Source organism: Pseudomonas lini (genome assembly GCF_964063345.1).
GTDB classification, from domain to species: domain Bacteria; phylum Pseudomonadota; class Gammaproteobacteria; order Pseudomonadales; family Pseudomonadaceae; genus Aquipseudomonas; species Aquipseudomonas lini_B.
Genome location: NZ_OZ061318.1, coordinates 6,356,409 through 6,375,393, shown reverse-complemented (window position 1 = coordinate 6,375,393; position 18,985 = coordinate 6,356,409). Strand labels below are relative to the sequence as shown.

The window sequence follows — 18,985 nt, the reverse complement described above, 5'->3', positions numbered from 1 at the left end:
GTGGCGCTCGGGCAGCCGCCATCGCGGGCAAGCCCGCTCCCACAGTGATATGCGGTGACCATAAATGTCGTACGCCGCAAAACCTGTGGGAGCGGGCTTGCCCGCGATGGCGCCGGCTCAGGCACCACACAATCCGGATCAGTCGGCTTCGTTAAGAATCAAACTCCGATAATGCCCCGGATTGGACCCCGACCATTTGCGAAACGCCTTGTAGAACGAACTCGCATCGGCAAACCCCAAACGGGTGGCGATTTCGGCGAAGCTGATGGCCGGCTCGGCCAGCCAGACGATGGCCAGTTCCTTGCGCACACTGTCCTTGAGCCCCTGATAGGTCTGGCCCTCTTCGGCCAGGCGGCGGCGCAGGGTCGAGGCCGACATGCACAGGTGCTGCGCCAGCGCCTCGGTTTCCGGCCAATGCTCGGCGGGCAGTTGCCGCAAATCGTGCTTGATCCGACTGGCCAGGCTTTCGGGATCGCGGTATTTGACCAGAATGTTCGCCGGCGCATGGGCCAGGAAGCGCTTGAGCTCTTCAGGGCTGCGTTTGATCGGTAAATCCAGGCAGTCAGCGGAGAAAATCATCCGCGTGCGCGGCCGGTCGAACCGCAGGTTCTCGGAGAACATCACCCGATAGTCATCACAAAAATCCGGCGCAGGGCAACGCAACTCAATGGCCAGGATCGGTATCCGCCGCCCTGCCATCCAACAGGCCACGCCGTGCACGATCATCCAGTAAGTAAAGTAGGTGAAGGCACGGCGCGGGTCTTCGTCGTCTTCCAGCAGCACGATTTCCGCCAGGCTTTGCTGGCGAACCAGTTGCGCGGGCATGCGCTCAAGCATCAACGACAGAAAGCTCAGCCCCGAAGTCAGCCCGGCGGCCAGGCTTGGCTGAACCATGGAGCAACGACACAGAAACTCCAGGCTGCCGGACTTGAGCTTGCGCGGGTCCATGCCAAAAAACTCATCGTCGCCGCGCCGGGCCAGCAAGCGCCACAGCCTTGCGTAAGCAGTGGCAGGAACACGGGCGTCGGTGGTCTCCAGCAACGCCGGATCGATGCCGACCTTGTTCAACACCTCTTCGGTGGCAGCGCCCGGGGCGCAACTTTGCAACAGCGCTTCACGCACCAGTTGAATGGAGATGGTGTCTTTTTCCGACATTGACCGTGGCGAGCCTTGTTGTTTGAGTGGTGAGCATATTAGCGCAGCCATCAGCCCGACGCCGCCCCCTGTGGGCAGCCTGAATCCTGAGGGAGCGGCGGTGCGGCGATCCGACTTGCCCGCGAAGGCGCGATAACAGACAACATCGATGTCGCCTGACACACCGCTTTCGCGAGCAGGCTCGCTCCCACATTGGAATTATGATCGACACAAATCCCCTGTGGGAGCGAGCCTGCTCGCGAAGGCATTTTGGCAGGCACCACACCTGTCCCGTCGTGCTAATCCCTTACAAAATCCGATACAACAACCGCTCGATCCGTACCCGACTCACACGCTTGAGAAACTTGGCCACTCCCGCCGGGTAATTCGGCAATGTTTCCAGATCCTGATACCGCTCGATGCGGCTGGTGTGCTGGAAAATCTCCGTCAGCTCTTTACCGCGCGGCTCCAGCAATTCACCTTTCGGATCATCGATCAGCAACGCGTTTTCAAGGTCGAGTCGGAACGCCCGCGGGTTGAGGTTGTTGCCGGTCAGCAAGGTATAACGCTGATCGATCCACATGCCCTTCAGGTGATAGGTGTTGTCGCCATCCTTCCACAAATGCAGGTTCAGCTTGCCACTGTCGATGCTGCGCTGATGGCGCTTGGCGAAGCGTCGCAGGCTGATTTCGTAAAGGTATGGCAGCGCCGCGATCACCTTGAACGGCTCGCTCGGCGGAATGTAAAAATCGTTGGCGGTTTTGTCGCCGACGATGATGTCGATCTTCACGCCCCGCGCCAGGGCCCGATTGATTTCCCGGGTCACCGCCAGCGGCAGGTTGAAGTACGGCGTGCAGATGGTCAGCTGATGTTGGGCGCTGGCGATCAGCTCGCAGATCACCCGACTCAACGGGTTGTTCTTGCCCACACCGAGTAAGGGGCTGACGGATAAACCGCCCTTCGTCGTGCTGCCCGCCGTGGTGTCGTACGCCGCGTGCTTGAGACGGCTGCGCAGGTCGCCGATGTCGTTGCGCAGGCTGCGGGTGGTCGGCAGGTTTGGCAGGTCGAGGCGATGCACCGCTTTGGAAGCGATCAGACCGTGCTGAATCAGGTGCTGCATCGAGTCAGCCAGCGCGTGGTTCTGCAGCAGGTGATAACGATCGAAGCGGTACTTGTCGAATTTGTGCAGGTAAACGTTGTTCAGGCTCGCGCCGCTGTAGAGCACGCAATCGTCGATCACGAAGCCCTTCAAATGCAGCACGCCGAACAGCTCGCGGGTCTGCACAGGCACGCCGTACACCGGCACAACGCTTTCGTGGGTGCGGGTCGTTTCCTGATACCAGGCCGAGTTGCCCGGCTGCTTGCCGGCACCGATCAAACCGCGCTGGGCACGCAGCCAGTCCACGACCACCACCACGTCCAGTTCCGGACGCGCCAGTTTGGCGGCGTGCAGGGCATCGAGGATTTCCTGTCCGGCTTCGTCCTGTTGCAGGTACAGCGCGACGATATAGATGCGCTGGGTGGCCTGGGCGATTTGTTCCAGCAGGCAACGACGGAACTCGGCGGCGCCGGAAAGGATGGTGACGGCATCGGCGGTCAGCGGAAAACTGCGCAGTTTAGGCAGCAGAGAGCGTTTGAAAAGCGACGGCATAGGGCTCGCAAAGGGTCGAATCCGAAGAACCCGAGAGCTTACACCATGGATGGGTTTGGGTCTTGTGGCTGTCCGCTCTGGCCCCATCGCGGGCAAGCCCGCTCCCACAAGGATAGCGCTGTACCTGTGGGAGCGGGCTTGCCCGCGATGGCGATTTCACAGTCACCACAAATAACCTCTTGACCAAGGAGAACGATCATTCTACTGTCAGCCACATGAACGAAATCACTAGCAACGACACACGCGACATCATTCTGGATGTCACCGAAAAGTTGATCTATAAAAGTGGCATCGCCGCCACCGGCATGGAGCTTCTGGTGAAAACCGCCGGCGTTTCCAGAAAAAGTATTTACCGCTACTTCGCCAACAAGGAGGAGCTCACCGTCGCGGCCCTGCAACGCCGCGATGTGCGCTGGATGAATTGGTATCGAAGCGAAGTCGGCAAGGCGCAAACCCCGGCCGAGCGGCTGCTCAACCTGTTTACCGTGCTCAAGGCCTGGTTCGCTTCCGAAGGCTTTCGCGGCTGCGCATTCATCAATACCAGCGGCGAAACCGGCGATGCGCAAGACCCGGTTCGCCTGGTCGCCAAAGACCACAAACAGAAGCTGCTCGACTACGTGCGCGAGCTCTGTACCGAACATGGCGCGACAGACCCGGAGACGCTGGCCAAACAGCTGCTGATCCTGATCGACGGTGCCATTACCGTAGCGCTTGTGATGGGTGATCACAGTGCCGCCGATAATGCGCAATGCATGGCGCGAAAGTTATTGGACCTGTAACACTTTTAATAAGCCCGACAATTTGCTTGAACGTTAATTTGATAGGGAGACTTTATATGTCTACTGCCGAAGTTCGTCCGCCATTGCCGCCGTTTACCCGTGAATCAGCCATCGAAAAAGTTCGCCTGGCCGAAGACGGCTGGAACTCCCGCGACCCGGAACGGGTGTCCCTGGCCTACACCCGGGACACCCAGTGGCGTAACCGCGCCGAGTTCGCCCATAACCGCGAAGAGGCCAAAGCTTTCCTGGCCCGCAAATGGGCCAAGGAACTGGACTACCGACTGATCAAGGAACTCTGGGCCCATGGCGACAACCGTATCGCTGTGCGTTACGCCTACGAATGGCATGACGACTCGGGTAACTGGTTCCGTTCCTACGGCAACGAGAATTGGGAGTTCGACGAGAACGGCTTGATGTTCAACCGTTACGCCAGCATCAACGACATGCCGATCAAGGAAAGCGACCGCAAGTTCCACTGGCCGCTGGGCCGCCGGCCGGATGATCACCCGGGCTTGTCGGACTTGGGCCTGTAACTTCACCGAGATCCATGTGGGAGCGGCGTTGCGGCGATCCGACTTGCCCGCGATGGCGATGTCACAGACAACTTATTTGTTGAATGTGAAACCGTCATCGCGGGCAAGCCCGGCTCCCACAGGGTTTTATGGTGTTTAGGCGACCGCAGTTTGATGCCTGATAGCCGCTTTGGCTTCAAGCTCCCGCACCAACGGCAACACCCGCTTCCCGAAATATTCCACTTCTTCCTGAAAGTGCAGAAACCCCGCCAGCACCAAATCCACGCCCACCGCTTTCAACGCGACGATTCGCTCGGCGATCTGCTGCGGTGTGCCGATCAAATTGGTCTTGAAACCATCGTTGTACTGCACCAGGTCTTCAAAGGTCGATTTGGCCCAGTTGCCCTCGCCCTCAGGCGACGCCCTGCCCGCTTGCTTCGCTGCATCGCCAAACGCGTTCACGGCATCGGGGTCGGCCTGATCGATGATCTGCGCCAATACCGCCCGCGCCTCTTCTTCGGTGTCGCGAGCGATGACAAAAGCATTCACCCCGACCTTCACCGAATGATTATTCGCAGCCGCTTTCGTGCGAATGTCATCGACTTGAGCCTTGATGCCTTCGGGGGTGTTGCCGTTGGTGAAGTACCAGTCCGAAACCCGCGCCGCCATGTCCCGGGCTGCACGGGAACTGCCGCCCTGGAAGACTTCCGGCTGACCCAGTGGCTTGGGTTTGAGGCTGTAGTTGTCGAAGCGGTAGAAGTCGCCGCGAAAGGTGAAGTTGTCCTGGGTCCAGATGCCCTTCAATGCACGAATAAATTCTTCGGAGCGGCGATAACGCTCATCGTGCTCCAGCCAGTGTTCACCGATGGCCTGAAACTCGCCCTTGAACCAGCCGCTGACAATGTTCACCGCCACCCGGCCGTTGGTAAGTTGATCAATGGTTGCCAGTTGCTTGGCCGCCAATGCCGGCTGCCAAGGCCCCGGCAATATCGCCGCGATGACTTTCAGTTTAGTGGTGGCGGCCAGCAGCGCATGGCTGAAGGCAACGGATTCATGCTGGAACTCGGCGCCATAACCGGCGGTGAAACGAATCTGGGTCAGCGCATATTCGAACCCCGCCTCTTCGGCCAGTTGCGCCAGTTTGCGGTTGTAGTCGATGCCCCAGTGGGTGCGCTGCTCGATCTTGCTGACCACCAGCCCGCCGCTGACGTTCGGCACCCAGTAGGCAAATTTGACGGCTTGCTGACTCATTGGCGTGTCCTCGGGTTTTCAGGGAAGTGCCGTGGTCAGAGCAGCAACCGTGCCAGCGCTGAATCTTGAGGCGACACTGTGGCGAGGGAGCTTGCTCCCGCTTGAGTGCGCAGCGCTCACAAATATTTTAGGGCCGCTGCGCAGCCCAGCGGGAGCAAGCTCCCTCGCCACGGGTATGTGATGTGCTGAAGCAATTTGCTGATGCATTGTTGGCACAGCAACAGTTCAGGCCACGCCGAAATGCACAACAACCAATAAACCATGGTCTGCGAGCTTCGGCATGGACCGTGCAATCCCCTATGGCATTCACTGCCCAGGAGCTGTCCCATGACCGAACATCAAGTAATCAACCCGTTGTCCACTGGCACTGACTATGAAGCGCTGGCCGCACGTTTTCGACCGATCTTCCAGCAAATCGCCGCCGGTGCCGTCGAACGCGAACAAACCCGCAGCCTGCCTTACGAACCGATTCAATGGCTCAAGGAGGTTGGCTTCGGCGCGGTGCGGGTGCCGATTGAATACGGCGGTGGCGGCGCGTCCCTGCCGCAGTTGTTCGAACTGCTGATCGAACTGGCCGAAGCCGATTCCAACGTGCCCCAGGCCTTGCGCGGGCATTTCGCCTTTGCCGAGGATCGTTTGAACTCACCGCCGGGGCCGGGTCGGGATCTGTGGTTCAAACGCTTTGTCGAAGGTGACATCGCCGGCAATGCCTGGACCGAGATCGGCGCTGTGGCGATCGGCGATGTGATCACCAAAGTCTCGCCCCACGGCGATCAGTGGCGGCTCAACGGCGAGAAGTTCTACAGCACGGGCAGCATTTTCTCTGACTGGATCGACGTCTATGCCCAACGCAGCGATACCGGCGGCGATGTGATCGCCGCGGTCCGCACACGCCAACCGGGGATTGTGCAGAGCGATGACTGGGACGGTTTCGGCCAGCGCACCACGGGCAGCGGCACTTCGCGGTTTATCGAGGCTGAAGTGGACGCCGAGAACATCATCGACTTCGCCACCCGCTTCAAATATCAGACGGCGTTTTATCAGTTGGTGCTGCTGGCGACCCTCGCCGGGATTGGCCGCGCCGCATTGCGCGATGTGGCGCATCAGGTGCGCGAGCGCAAACGCATCTACAGCCACGGCAATGCACAGCGGGTCAGCGAGGATTCGCAAGTGCAGCAGGTGGTGGGTGAAGTGGCGGCGTGGGTGTATGCCGCCGAAGCCAGTGCCTTGAAGGCTACGCAACCGGCGCAACGGGCTTATCTGGCGCGGTTCTCCGGGGATGAAGCGCTGGAGCGCGCGGCGAATGTGGCGGCGGAGCTTGAGTCGGCCAAGGCTCAGGTGGTGGTCTCGGAATTGATCCAGCGCGCAACCACGGCGCTGTTCAATGCCTTGGGCGCTTCGGATGTTCGCGAAGGCAAATCGCTGGATCGGCATTGGCGCAATGCGCGGACCGTGTCGTCGCACAATCCGGTGATCTACAAGGCGCGGATTGTCGGAGACTGGGCGATTAACGGGACTGAACCGCCGTTTGTGTGGCAGATCGGTAATGGGCCATCCACCCGGTAATGATCGTTCCCACGCTCTGCGTGGGAATGCCGCTATGGACGCTCTGCGTCCGCTTCGGATGTGACGCGGAGCGTCACGGGATGCAGTCCCACGCAGAGCGTGGGAACGATCGGCTGTAACAGGATAACTTTATGAGTAAGATACCGGCCTTCCTCGCAGCCCTCTTCTGCGCCCTGCCGAATAAGCCCATTCCATGCCTTTCGAACTCAGCGTTGACCTCACTACCCTGGCCGTTCTGGCCCTCGTCGCTTTCATTGCCGGTTTCATCGACGCCATCGCCGGCGGTGGCGGTCTGTTGACCACTCCGGCACTGCTGACCGCCGGCCTGCCACCGCACCTGGTGCTGGGCACCAACAAGCTCAGTTCTACCTTCGGCTCGGCCACTGCCAGTTTCACTTTCTACCGGCGCAAGCTGTTCCATCCTCGGCAATGGACGCACGCCATCGTCGGCACGTTGGTGGGCGCGCTCACCGGCGCCGTGGTCGCGCATTACTTGCCAGCGGAATGGCTGAACAAGATGCTGCCGGTGATCGTTTTCGCTTGCGGGGTTTATCTGTTGTTTGGCGGCACGCCGAAGGCGCCGCTGGACAGCGACGCACCGATCAAGAAAAAGTGGCAATCGAGCCAAGGCTTCAGCCTCGGTTTCTACGACGGCGTAGCCGGGCCGGGAACGGGCGCGTTCTGGACCGTCAGCAGCCTGCTGCTCTACCCCATCGACCTGGTCAAGGCCAGCGGCGTGGCGCGCAGCATGAACTTCGTCAGTAACATCGCGGCGCTGTCGGTGTTCATATTTTCCGGGCAGGTGGACTGGATCATCGGCCTGAGCATGGGCCTGTCGGTGATGGTCGGGGCCTTCTTCGGCGCGCGCACCGCCATCAGCGGCGGTGCGAAATTCATTCGCCCGGTGTTCATCACCGTGGTGCTCGGCTTGACCGTCCGGTTAGCCTGGCAGCACTGGTTCAGCGTGGCCTAAGCGTCGCGCCACATAGACGTCGATCAGGTAACGGGCAATCGAGCGTGACGCCGGCAACGGCGGCAGCTCATGCACGTTGAACCACTGGGCGTCTTCGATCTCGTCTTCCTGACAGACAATCTCGCCCCCGGCGTATTCGGCGTGAAAACCGAGCATCATCGAATGCGGGAACGGCCAGCATTGACTGCCCATGTACTGGATATTCTTGACCTCGATCTGCACCTCTTCGCGGACCTCGCGAATCAGGCAGTCTTCGGCCGACTCACCCGGCTCGGCAAATCCCGCCAAGGTGCTATAGACCCCGGGTACAAAACGTGGCGAACGGGCCAGCAGAACTTCGTCGCCACGGGTCACCAGCACGATCATGCTCGGTGAAATGCGCGGATAGTGGCGTATATCACACGGCTCACAGTACATCGCCCGCTCACGCGGCACCTGGCGCATCACCTGCCCGCAATTGCCACAAAAACGATGTTCACGAGCCCAGGTACCGATTTGCGCGGCATAGCCGAGCACCTTGTAGACGGTGTGATCGCCCTCGAGCATGAACGCTCGCAGGCCTTTCCAGTTGCAGCCCGGCACTTCGCTGTGACTGCGCAGCTCCAGCAGGTAGACCGGTTCGCCATCCAGGTGACCGATGCCGTGCTCGGCGAGAACCGACAGGTCCTGACGCTTGAGCCATTCGCGGGGAAACAGCGCGCCATTGTCATCGAACAAAAAACCTTCGGGGCTGCGCGCGACGGCCCAACCGCCGGGTTGATCGGTGTCCAGTACTGCAGTGGTCCAGCGTGAAGTCATGGTTAATCAGTCCAGAAATTCGGGTTTCTGTTTGCTCATATGGGCGGCCATGGCCACGCGCAGATCGGTGGATTGCAGCATGGCGGCGTTCCAGGTGGCGACGTATTCGAGGCCGTCGTCGATGCGATGGTCACGCATGTAGCTGATCATCTCTTTGGTGCCGGTGACCGCAATCGGCGACTTGCTGGCAATCTCGCGGGCAATGCCGATCACGCCTTCAAGGAGGCTGGCGGCATCGCTATAGACACGATTGACCAGCCCGATGTTGCGCGCTTCATCAGCGCCAAAGGTGCGACCAGTGTAAGCCAGTTCACGCAGCATGCCGTCACCGATTATCCGTGGCAAGCGTTGCAAAGTGCCCACATCGGCCGCCATGCCGATGTCGATTTCCTTGATGGAAAATTGCGCGTCCTCGGCCGCGTAACGCATGTCGCAGGCGGAAATCAGGTCGATGGCGCCGCCCAGGCAATAACCCTGAATCGCCGCCAGTACCGGTTTGCGGCAATTGTCGACGGCGTTGAACGAGGCTTGCAGCGTGAGGATCTTGCGCCGTAGCAGGCGCGCATTGCGCCCGATATCCTTGCCCAGCTCATTGGCTACACCGGCCAGCATCATCAGGTCGATGCCCGAAGAAAAATGCTTGCCGGCGCCACTGAGCACCACCACCCGCACTTCATCGGTATCGTCGATCCACTGGAAAATCTCGATGATCTCGCTCCAGAACGCGGCGTTCATCGCATTGATCTTTTCCGGGCGGTTGATCTGCACATGGGCGATGTTATCGGCCAGTTCGACGCTGAAGGCGGTGTATTGAGACATGGCAGTGATCCTTTACCGGGCAGAATATGAGGCCCGAACTATAACAAGGCATCAGTGCCGGCAGTAAGGCAGCGGTTCGGCCAAATGCGGGACTGGCTCAGGGTTCTTTAGTGCCAGGGCCGGCCAATCGCGGGCAAGCCCGCTCCCACAGGGATTTGATCTGGACACAGACTTTGTGAACATTACCGACCACTGTGGGAGCGGGCTTGCCCGCGATTGGCCGCACCACCGAAATTAATGAGAAACCGACTTAGCGCACGAGCAAAGTTATCACTATGATTGCACCGGACTTTCCAAGGAGGAACCCCACCCATGCCAATCTCTTCACGTGCAGCCCTACTGGTTATCGACGTACAGAACGACTTCATCCCCGGCGGTCAGTTACCGGTGCCGGAGGGTGACCTGATCGTGCCCTTGATCAACCGCCTCGGCCGCCAGTTCAAGCAGGTCATCATCGCCCAGGACTGGCACCCGCCCGGCCACGCCTCATTCGCTTCCAGCCACCCGGGACGCAAGCCGTACGACGTGATTCAGTTGCCTTACGGCGAGCAGACACTTTGGCCTGAGCATTGCGTACGGGCCACACCCGGCGCCGAGTTCCATGCGGAACTGGACCTGCCTCACGCCCAATTGATCATCCGCAAGGGATGCAATCCGGACATCGATAGTTATTCGGCGTTTCTGGAGGCGGATCGAACCACGACCACGGGCCTGGCCGGGTATTTGAAAGAGCGCGGCATCGACACGGTTTACATGGTCGGGCTGGCACTGGATTTCTGCGTGATGTTTTCTGCGCTGGACGCCCGGGCGGCCGGGTTCAATGCATTTGTGGTGATGGATGCGTGTCGGGCGATTGATCTGGATGGATCGCTGGCGGCGGCGATTGAGCGGATGCAAGTGGCTGGAGTCGGGTTGATTCCATCAACCGAAATACTCGGTTCCTGCGGCTAGTGATCCTCTGTGGCGAGGGGGCTTGTCGGAACGCCGCACCGCCCCGTTCGGCTGCGAAGCAGTCGCCAATCCTGCCCCCCGTTATGTGACTGAAGAAATGTAGGGGGCCGCTTCGCGACCCAACGGGGGCAAGCCCCCTCACCACAGGGATGTCGAAAGATTCAGGCGGGCGTCGGCAACCACAACCGAAACCGCGCGCCCCCCAGCGGCGACAGTTGCGCGGTGAGTGTGCCGCCCTGTGCTTCCAGCGCCCGGCGGCTGATCGCCAAGCCCAACCCAAACCCACCCGTTGCGCGGTCCCGACTACGATCCAGCCGATAGAACGGCTCGAAAATCCGCTCCCGCTCTTCCTCCGGAATACCGATGCCATCGTCATCCACCCAGATCTCACAGCCCTTGGCGCATACCTGTACACCGATCTGAATGCGTTTTTCGCAATAGCGCATGGCGTTGCGCAATAGGTTCTGGATCGCCCGGGCAGTCAGTCGCGGGTCCAGCGAGAAGCGTTCGAGCTGGCCGTTCAGCAGCACATCGATGACGATTTCCGGGGATTCCAGTTCTTCGTCGACACTGCCGAGAATGCTGTCGATGAACTCATCCAGCGATACATCGACCTGCTCCGGTAATTGCGCCGGGTTTTGCAATCGACTGTAGGACAGCAACTCCAGCACCAGTTCATCCAGTTCGCGAATGTGCGCGACCAGACCTTGCAGACGTTCACGACTGGCGGCCGGCAAATCGTCGGACAACGCCAGCGCCAGGCCAAAATCCAGCCGCGTCAATGGCGTGCGCAATTCGTGGGACACCGCATTGAGCAGATCGCGCTGCTGATTGAGCAAGTTTTCGATGTCACCGGCCATGGTGTCGAACACCTTGGCCAGGCTGCCGATATTGGAGTTTGGGGAAATCTGCGTGCGCTCGCTCAAGTGGCCCTTGCCGAAGCGTTCGGCGGTGCCTTTGAGGCGTTCCAGGTCGCGCCAGTGCGGGCGCAACCACAGCAACAGACACGCGAGCATGGTCGCGCCGATCAGCACGTTGATGCTCCAGTACAACCAACTGACGTCAGTCGGGTCCGGCGGCACGACCATTTCCACGACCATCTGCTCGTTCAACGGCGTCACGGCCAAGGTGCGCCAGCCCCAATCGCCAATGCGCACGACGTTCTCCCCGCGCTGCAAGCGCGCACGTTCATCCAGGGTAAATTCGGCGTCGTCGTTGCGGGCCAGCACAATGTGCAACGGTTGAAATTCCTTGTCCATTTCGTCTGCCAGCGCCGGCCACTGCTCAATCGGCACTGCACGAAACTGTTTGACGATCAGGGTTTGCAAGCCTCGGGAGTAATCGAGGTTGTAGGTCATGAAGCGCTCATGGAAGACCTGAATCACCAGGTCCGGCACCAGATAGATCGCCGCGCTGAACGAAACGATGGTCACCAGATAGAGACGAAACAGGATTCTGAACATCGACTCAGCATTCCCACTCGGAACGGCTGAACAGGTAGCCCTTGCCCCACACGGTTTTGATCTTGCGCGCCTCGCCGGCGTGGTCGTCGAACTTGCGTCGCAGCTTGGAGATGGCCACGTCCACCGAGCGGTCGGTGCCGTTGAATTCAATTCCGCGCAGGCGTTGCAGAATCTGATCGCGGCTCAGCACTTCGCCGGCATGCCGGGCCAGCACCACCAGCAAGTTGTATTCGCCGCTGGACAACTCGACCAGTTGCTCGCGCCAGGTCACGGTGCGCTCGGACAGGTCGATGCATAGATTGCCCATGAGAATGCGGTCGTTGGCGGTCAGCGGTTCGCTGAGGCTGCTGCGGCGCAGCAAGGTGCGCACTCGAGCCAGCAACACCCGTGGTTCGCAGGGCTTGGTGACGTAGTCGTCGGCGCCCATCTCCAGGCCCAGCACTTGATCGTGACTGTCGTCGCGGGCGGTGAGCATCAGGATCGGCAAAGTCGCAGAATCGGCCCGCAGCAAGCGGCAGACCTGCAAACCGTCGAGCCCCGGCAGCATCAGATCGAGAATCACCAGGTCCGGAGGATTGACCCGCGCCCGCTCGCGCACATGATCGCCACGGCTGATCACGCTGACGCTATAGCCGTTGCGTTCCAGATAGCTGGCAATCAGTTCGGAGAGCGCGGTGTCGTCTTCGACCAGGAGGATGTTGGGCATGGGTGTTTCCAGAAAGTGCAGTGGCGCCGGATAGATCGTCATCGCGGGCAAGCCCGCTCCCACAGGGATTTGATGTGGACACAGGTTTTGTGAGCATCACCGACCACTGTGGGAGCGGGCTTGCCCGCGATAGCGGTACATCTCTCGCAATAAATTTCAAGGCGCCAAGGATATACGCCCTCACACGCCCATGAGCAAAACCCTTACACAATTTCACACACCCCCTACAAAGCTTAACCGCTACCCTCCTCGCCCCCCCGTAGGATACGGGAGGTCATTATTGGGGTATTTACATGTCAAAGAATCTGCTTGCCCGGCTCAGCCTGATTGCACTGGCGTTGACGCTGAGCGCTTGTGACCAGTCCTCGACCGCCGAAGAACAGGCGCCGCTGGCCACAGTGCGGATCGAAACCATCGAAGCGCGGCCGCTGTCGATCAGCAGCGAACTGAGCGGGCGGATTGTCGCGCCACGCATCGCCGAAGTCCGTGCCCGTGTTGCCGGCGTGGTGTTGCAGCAGGCCTTCCGTGAAGGCAGCGACGTAAAAAAGGGCGACGTTCTATTCCGCATCGACCCCGCGCCGTTCAAGGCCGACCTGGACAGCGCCGAAGCCGCATTACGCAAGGCCGAAGCCAACGCGTTCCAGGCCAGACTGCAAGAGCAGCGTTACGCCCAGTTGATCGAAGGCAACGCCATCAGCGGCCAGGATTACGACAACGCCCGAGCCAATGCCCGGCAGACCGCCGCCGATGTCGCTGCCAATAAAGCCGCCGTGGAGCGGGCGAAACTGAACCTGGGTTATGCCACCGTCACCGCGCCGATTTCCGGGCGCATCGGCCGAGCGCTGGTAACCGAAGGCGCGCTGGTCGGGCAAAACGAAACCACGCCGCTGGCATTGATTCAGCAGTTGAACCCGATCCACGCGGACCTGACGCAATCGACCCGTGAACTCAACGACCTGCGCCGCGCGTTCCGTTCCGGCCAGTTAAAGGAAGTGGGCCAAGGTCAGGCCAAAGCCACGTTGATTCAGGACGACGGCAGCCTCTATCCATTACCGGGCAAGCTGCTGTTCACCGACATTACCGTCGACCCGGGCACCGGTCAGATCATTTTGCGCAGCGAGTTCCCCAACCCGGACCTCGACTTGCTGCCGGGCAGCTTCGTTCGCGTGCGTCTGGAGCAAGCGTTCAATCAGCAAGGCATCAGCGTGCCGCAACGGGCCATCCAGCGTGACAGCGCCGGCATCGCCCACGTGCTGTTGCTCGACGCCGAGCAGCGCGTCGGCCAGCAACCGGTCGAACTGGGCGCGGTGCAGAACGATCGCTGGATCGTCACCCACGGCCTCAAGTCCGGCGACCGCATCGTCACTGAAGGCCTGCAACATGCGCGCCCCGGTGAAAAAGTCCAGATCGATGACACCCCTCTTCCACTTGCCCAGGTTTCTGGTCAGTAAGCAGGACGCTTTTTTATGCCGCAGTTCTTTATCGACCGCCCGGTGTTCGCTTGGGTGATCGCCTTGTTCATCCTGCTGGCCGGTGCGTTGGCCATTGTACAGTTGCCGGTGGCGCAGTATCCGAACGTTGCGCCGCCGAAAGTCGAAATCTATGCCACCTACCCGGGCGCTTCGGCGCAGACCGTGGATGAAAGCGTGGTCAGCCTGATCGAGGAAGAACTCAACGGCGCCGATCATCTGCTGTATTTCGAATCCCAGAGCAGCCTCGGCAGCGCCACCATCACCGCGACATTCCAGCCGGGCACCGACCCGGAAATGGCCCAGGTCGACGTGCAAAACCGCCTTAAAGCGGTGGAGTCGCGCCTGCCTCAGGCGGTCACCCAGCAGGGTTTGCAGGTGGAGAAAGTCTCCGCCGGTTTCCTGCTGCTGATCACCCTCACCTCCAGCGACGGCAAGCTCGACGACGTGGCGCTCAGCGATTACCTGGCGCGCAACGTGATGAACGAGATCAAACGTCTGGACGGTGTCGGCAAGGCCCAGTTGTACGGTGCCGAACGGGCGATGCGGATCTGGATCGATCCGCAGAAACTGATTGGCTTCAACCTGACCCCGGCTGATGTCAACGCCGCCATCGTTGCGCAAAATGCTCAGGTTTCCGCGGGCAGCATTGGCGATTTGCCGACGCGCACCACGCAGGAAATCACCGCGACCATTCTGGTCAAAGGCCAGCTGTCGACGCCTGAAGAATTCGCCGACATCGTCCTCAAGGCCAATCCTGACGGCTCCACGGTGCGCATCGGCGATGTGGCGCGGGTCGAGATCGGCAGCCAGGAATACCAGTTTTCCACGCGCTTGAACGGCAAACCGTCGACCGCCGTCAGCGTGCAACTGTCGCCGGGCGCCAATGCCCTGAGCACCGCGACCCTGGTGCGGGCAAAGATGGACGAACTGGCGCGCTACTTCCCGGCCGGCGTCGAATACAAGATTCCGTACGACACCTCGCCCTTCGTCAAAGTCTCGATCACCAAAGTGGTCTACACCCTCGTCGAAGCGATGGTGCTGGTGTTTGCGGTGATGTTCCTGTTCCTGCAGAACTTCCGCTACACGCTGATTCCGACGCTAGTGGTGCCGGTGGCATTAATGGGCACTTTCGCAACCATGCTCTTGCTGGGTTTCTCGATCAACGTGCTGACCATGTTCGGCATGGTGCTGGCCATCGGTATTCTGGTGGACGACGCGATTGTGGTGGTGGAGAACGTCGAGCGGATCATGGCCACCGAGGGCCTGTCGCCCAAGGACGCGACGCGCAAGGCGATGAAGCAGATCACCGGGGCGATCATCGGCATCACCCTGGTGTTGGTGGCAGTGTTCATTCCGATGGCGTTCATGCAGGGCTCGGTCGGGGTGATTTACCGGCAGTTCTCGCTGTCGATGGCCACCTCGATTCTGTTCTCGGCATTCCTCGCCCTGACCTTGACCCCGGCGCTGTGCGCAACACTGCTCAAGCCGATTGCCAAGGGCGAGCATCATGCCAAGGGCGGTTTCTTCGGCTGGTTCAACCGACGCTTCGAACAACTGACCGAGCGCTATCAGGGCTGGGTCGCCTACGCGCTGAAACGCACCGGGCGTTACCTGTTGATTTACGGCGTGCTGCTGATCGGTCTGGGGCTGTGCTTCAGTCGCCTGCCCTCCTCGTTCCTGCCGGTGGAAGACCAGGGTTACACCATCACCGACATACAACTGCCACCGGGCGCGAGCAAAAACCGCACGGTGCAGGTGGTCGAACAGATCGAAGCGCACAACGCCACTGAACCGGGCGTCGGCGACAGCACGGTGATTCTCGGCTTCAGCTTCTCCGGCAGCGGGCAGAACGCCGCGTTGGCGTTCACCACGCTCAAGGATTGGTCGGATCGCGGCAGCGACGATTCGGCGAGTTCGATTGCCGACCGCGCCAACATCGCGCTCAGTCAGATCAAGGATGCCATGGCTTTTGCGGTGTTGCCGCCGCCGGTCGATGGCCTCGGCACGTCCAGCGGTTTCGAGTTCCGCCTGCAAGACCGTGGCGGCCTCGGCCATGCCACGCTGATGCAGGCGCGCAGCCAATTGCTGGCCGCCGCCGAGAAAAGCCCGGTGTTGATGAACGTGCGCGAAAGCGCCCTGGCCGAAGCGCCGCAAGTGCAACTGGAAGTGGACCGCAAGCAAGCCAACGCCTTGGGTATTTCGTTTGCCGACATTGGCAACGTGTTGTCCACTGCCGTCGGGTCGGCCTATATCAACGACTTCCCCAACCTGGGACGGATGCAACGGGTAGTGGTCCAGGCCGAAGGCGATCAACGCAGTCAGGTCGACGATCTGCTGAAGATTCACGTGCGTAACAACGCAGGAAAAATGGTGCCGTTATCGGCCTTCGTCCGGGCCAACTGGACCCAGGGCCCGGCGCAGTTGACCCGTTACAACGGCTACCCGGCCATCAGCATTTCCGGCGAACCGGCAGCGGGTTACAGCACCGGCGAAGCCATGGCGGAAATCGAACGGCTGGTGGCGCAAGGCCCGGCCGGGTTGGGTCAGGAATGGACCGGGTTGTCGTTGCAGGAACGTTTGTCCGGCAGCCAGGCACCGATTCTGCTCGGTCTGTCGCTGTTGATCGTGTTCCTGTGCCTGGCGGCGCTGTACGAGAGCTGGTCGATTCCGACGTCGGTGTTGCTGGTGGTGCCGTTGGGGGTACTCGGTGCGGTACTGGCCGTGACCCTGCGCGGAATGCCCAACGATGTGTTCTTCAAGGTCGGGCTGATTACCATCATCGGTCTGTCGGCGAAAAACGCGATCCTGATCATCGAGTTTGCCAAGAGCCTGTATGACGAAGGGCATGACCTGATCGACGCGACACTGCAAGCCGCGCGGTTGCGGTTGCGACCGATTGTCATGACCTCGCTGGCGTTCATTCTTGGTGTGGTGCCCTTGGCGATTGCCACGGGCGCCAGTTCGGCGAGCCAGCAGGCGATTGGTACCGGAGTGATTGGCGGGATGATTACGGCGACGTTGGCAGTGGTGTTTGTGCCGGTGTTTTTTGTGGTGGTGATGAAGCTGGTGAGTAAACGGCACGGCAAATCCAGAAACAATCAAACACCACTCGCGGCCCAAGAGCAGATATAACCCTTCGGCATAAAAAAACCTGGCTTAAACCTGTCAGAAGTGACAGTAGAATTTGTGTCAATTGGGCATTAGGTTGAAACCTCACACATCAGCGGTGATTTTCAACCTAATGCCAAATGGCAGGAGCCGGGAAAATGAATATGCCGAACCAAATTGCTGCAGAAGGAACCTTTAAAGCGACAGTTGAGGTAGGAGGAGAAAACCACCCATTCAACGCTCAAACCGTCTCCATTAGAGGTCCCGGCAGCCAATGGCACGTTAGCGCCCAGTATAAATCGAATGGTCTGCTGCTAGTACTTGAGTTATTCATAGACAAAACAGAGCTCCCTGATGATGGGACAGAGAAAACATTCGACCTCAGCGCCGCCAACGGTCGGAAGGCTTATGGCAAATGCGGGTATTTCAAAGATGGAGGTTCTTCTTATGACATGCTGTCGAACAGCGGTTCGTTGAAAATTACCTACAATAAATCGTCCGAAAAGATGACCGGCTCTTTTAATTTTGGAGCTACCAACGGTGGTCTTGTCGCAAGCGTCACTGATGGAGCATTTTCGCTAACTGGATTTGACTTGTCAGTTCTGGCTTCAGGTTCGGTAGCCGCCGAAATCTCATCGGAAGAACCAAAGGAATTCATTTCCACCACCGTTAAACTTTCAAATGAGGAAGCCCCGACTTGGCTGTGCTGGGCTGAACAGATGATTCAATTCCCTTTTCACAGATCCACGCTCTCTGTGTTTCTCACTAAAGGGACCCCGCCCGGCACTTACGATTTCGCCAAACACCCGGGCATAATTAGGGCGATTTATACAAAAGTCACTCCTGCGGGTAATTCTTATAACGCCACCGAAGGGGAGTTTGTTCTGACCACCGGTCCAGCCAAAAACGAGCTGACGGCGACGTTCTTTTTCACGGGAGAATCCATCGACGGGTCGCTTCCATCTATTCAAGTAACCAAAGGCACAATAAACATCCGGGCCAGTAAAAACCAATAAACAGAGAAGCACTTGAACGTCAGCGACTCCTCTGAACAATCAACACGTCGCTGACGTACTTTTACTCCAAGCCGTACACATCCCCGCCTGCCTGAGCTAAGGTGCATCAACACCCCGTCACCGTGAATGTCCATGCCTTTTCTCGCCCGCACCCACCCTCGCCTGTCCGCCGCTGCCACATTTGGCATCGCGGTAGGCATTCTGGCTCCGGCCGACTCAATCATCAGCAAAATTCTCATCGGCTGGAACGCCGGGGTCTGGACGTATCTGCTGCTGATGCTCTGGCTCACCATGCGTGCAAAGGCCCCGGACGTCAAACGCATTGCCGAGGTCGAAGATGAAAACGCCGGCCTGGTGTTGCTGCTGGTGTGCCTCGCGGCACTGGCCAGCCTCGGCACCATCACCTTCGAACTTGCCGGCAGCAGGGACCTGGAAACCGCCCGCAAACTGCTGCGCTACGGTTTCACCGCGCTGACGGTGATCGGCTCATGGTTGCTGATCGGGGTGATTTTCAGCGTGCACTACGCCCGGCTGTATTACACCTGGAACGGTAAGGAGCCGGCGCTGCGTTTTGCCGAGGGGCTGACTACCCCCAATTACTGGGACTTTCTGTATTTCTCGTTCACCATCGGCGTGGCCGTGCAAACCGCCGATGTGGGCGTCGCCACGCGAGACTTGCGCAAGATCGTACTGGCGCAGTCGTTGATCGGGTTTGTGTTCAATACGGCGATTTTGGGGTTTTCGATCAATATCGCGGCGGGGTTGTTTGGCTGATGGCTGCACAAA

At 59.7% G+C, this 18,985-nt stretch carries 16 protein-coding genes; 9 read left to right on the top strand and 7 right to left on the bottom strand.

Annotated elements, in window-relative coordinates; all coding sequences use genetic code 11:
- Positions 1–138 precede the first annotated feature (138 nt).
- Both AB3226_RS28955 and pssA read right to left on the bottom strand, forming a co-directional pair.
- Entirely contained in the window at positions 139–1,155 is a 1,017-nt protein-coding gene (locus tag AB3226_RS28955; RefSeq protein ID WP_367375579.1) for an AraC family transcriptional regulator, read from the bottom strand.
- Between the two features lie 286 nt (positions 1,156–1,441).
- Positions 1,442–2,785 carry a CDP-diacylglycerol--serine O-phosphatidyltransferase gene (gene pssA, locus AB3226_RS28950; protein WP_367375578.1) on the bottom strand — a complete coding sequence of 448 codons (1,344 nt, stop codon included), beginning with the start codon at positions 2,783–2,785 and terminating at the stop codon, positions 1,442–1,444.
- 215 nt (positions 2,786–3,000) lie between these two features.
- Here pssA and AB3226_RS28945 point away from each other — a divergent pair, with 215 nt between their 5' ends.
- Positions 3,001–3,564: a TetR/AcrR family transcriptional regulator gene (locus tag AB3226_RS28945; RefSeq protein ID WP_367375577.1), complete on the top strand. Its 564-nt coding sequence runs from the start codon at positions 3,001–3,003 to the stop codon at positions 3,562–3,564.
- A 56-nt stretch (positions 3,565–3,620) separates the two neighbouring features.
- On the top strand, positions 3,621–4,097 hold the full coding sequence (locus tag AB3226_RS28940; protein WP_367375576.1) for a DUF1348 family protein: 477 nt from the start codon (positions 3,621–3,623) through the stop codon (positions 4,095–4,097).
- Between the two features lie 135 nt (positions 4,098–4,232).
- Here AB3226_RS28940 and sfnG read toward each other — a convergent pair whose 3' ends face one another.
- Positions 4,233–5,327, bottom strand: a complete 1,095-nt coding sequence (gene sfnG / locus AB3226_RS28935; protein WP_367375575.1) for a dimethylsulfone monooxygenase SfnG — start codon at positions 5,325–5,327, stop codon at positions 4,233–4,235.
- Positions 5,328–5,654: 327 nt separating this feature from the next.
- Between sfnG and AB3226_RS28930 the strand changes: the two genes are divergently transcribed.
- Both AB3226_RS28930 and AB3226_RS28925 read left to right on the top strand, forming a co-directional pair.
- Positions 5,655–6,893 (top strand): acyl-CoA dehydrogenase family protein, encoded by a 1,239-nt coding sequence (locus AB3226_RS28930; protein ID WP_367375574.1) that lies wholly within the window; start codon positions 5,655–5,657, stop codon positions 6,891–6,893.
- A gap of 193 nt (positions 6,894–7,086) precedes the next feature.
- The gene (locus tag AB3226_RS28925) at positions 7,087–7,866 is read left to right on the top strand and encodes a TSUP family transporter (protein WP_367375573.1); all 780 of its coding nucleotides are present in this window, start codon (positions 7,087–7,089) and stop codon (positions 7,864–7,866) included.
- Here AB3226_RS28925 and nudC read toward each other — a convergent pair.
- Together nudC and AB3226_RS28915 are read right to left on the bottom strand one after the other, a co-directional pair.
- Positions 7,834–8,664, bottom strand: a complete 831-nt coding sequence (gene nudC, locus AB3226_RS28920) for an NAD(+) diphosphatase (protein ID WP_367375572.1) — start codon at positions 8,662–8,664, stop codon at positions 7,834–7,836. The two genes, AB3226_RS28925 and nudC, sit on opposite strands and share 33 nt — an antisense overlap.
- 6 nt (positions 8,665–8,670) lie before the next feature.
- On the bottom strand, positions 8,671–9,483 hold the full coding sequence (locus AB3226_RS28915) for a crotonase/enoyl-CoA hydratase family protein (RefSeq protein WP_367375571.1): 813 nt from the start codon (positions 9,481–9,483) through the stop codon (positions 8,671–8,673).
- Positions 9,484–9,795: 312 nt separating this feature from the next.
- Between AB3226_RS28915 and pncA the strand changes: the two genes are divergently transcribed.
- Positions 9,796–10,434 carry a bifunctional nicotinamidase/pyrazinamidase gene (gene pncA, locus AB3226_RS28910; protein ID WP_367375570.1) on the top strand — a complete coding sequence of 213 codons (639 nt, stop codon included), beginning with the start codon at positions 9,796–9,798 and terminating at the stop codon, positions 10,432–10,434.
- Between the two features lie 161 nt (positions 10,435–10,595).
- Here the strand turns inward: pncA and AB3226_RS28905 are convergent, their stop codons facing one another.
- Positions 10,596–11,897, bottom strand: coding sequence for an ATP-binding protein (locus tag AB3226_RS28905; RefSeq protein WP_367375569.1), 1,302 nt, complete (start codon positions 11,895–11,897; stop codon positions 10,596–10,598).
- 4 nt (positions 11,898–11,901) lie between these two features.
- The gene (locus AB3226_RS28900; RefSeq protein WP_367375568.1) at positions 11,902–12,603 is read right to left on the bottom strand and encodes a response regulator; all 702 of its coding nucleotides are present in this window, start codon (positions 12,601–12,603) and stop codon (positions 11,902–11,904) included.
- A gap of 293 nt (positions 12,604–12,896) precedes the next feature.
- On the opposite strand from AB3226_RS28900, the gene AB3226_RS28895 reads away from it, so the two are divergent.
- The 4 genes from AB3226_RS28895 (at position 12,897) to AB3226_RS28880 (ending at position 18,973) form a co-directional block, all read left to right on the top strand.
- Positions 12,897–14,054 (top strand): efflux RND transporter periplasmic adaptor subunit, encoded by a 1,158-nt coding sequence (locus tag AB3226_RS28895; RefSeq protein ID WP_367375567.1) that lies wholly within the window; start codon positions 12,897–12,899, stop codon positions 14,052–14,054.
- A 15-nt stretch (positions 14,055–14,069) separates the two neighbouring features.
- Positions 14,070–17,207: a multidrug efflux RND transporter permease subunit gene (locus AB3226_RS28890; RefSeq protein ID WP_367375566.1), complete on the top strand. Its 3,138-nt coding sequence runs from the start codon at positions 14,070–14,072 to the stop codon at positions 17,205–17,207.
- 134 nt (positions 17,208–17,341) lie between these two features.
- On the top strand, positions 17,342–18,199 hold the full coding sequence (locus tag AB3226_RS28885; protein WP_367375565.1) for a hypothetical protein: 858 nt from the start codon (positions 17,342–17,344) through the stop codon (positions 18,197–18,199).
- 132 nt (positions 18,200–18,331) lie between these two features.
- A complete protein-coding gene (locus AB3226_RS28880; RefSeq protein ID WP_367375564.1) occupies positions 18,332–18,973 on the top strand; it encodes a DUF1345 domain-containing protein in 642 nt (213 codons plus the stop codon).
- Positions 18,974–18,985 lie beyond the last annotated feature (12 nt).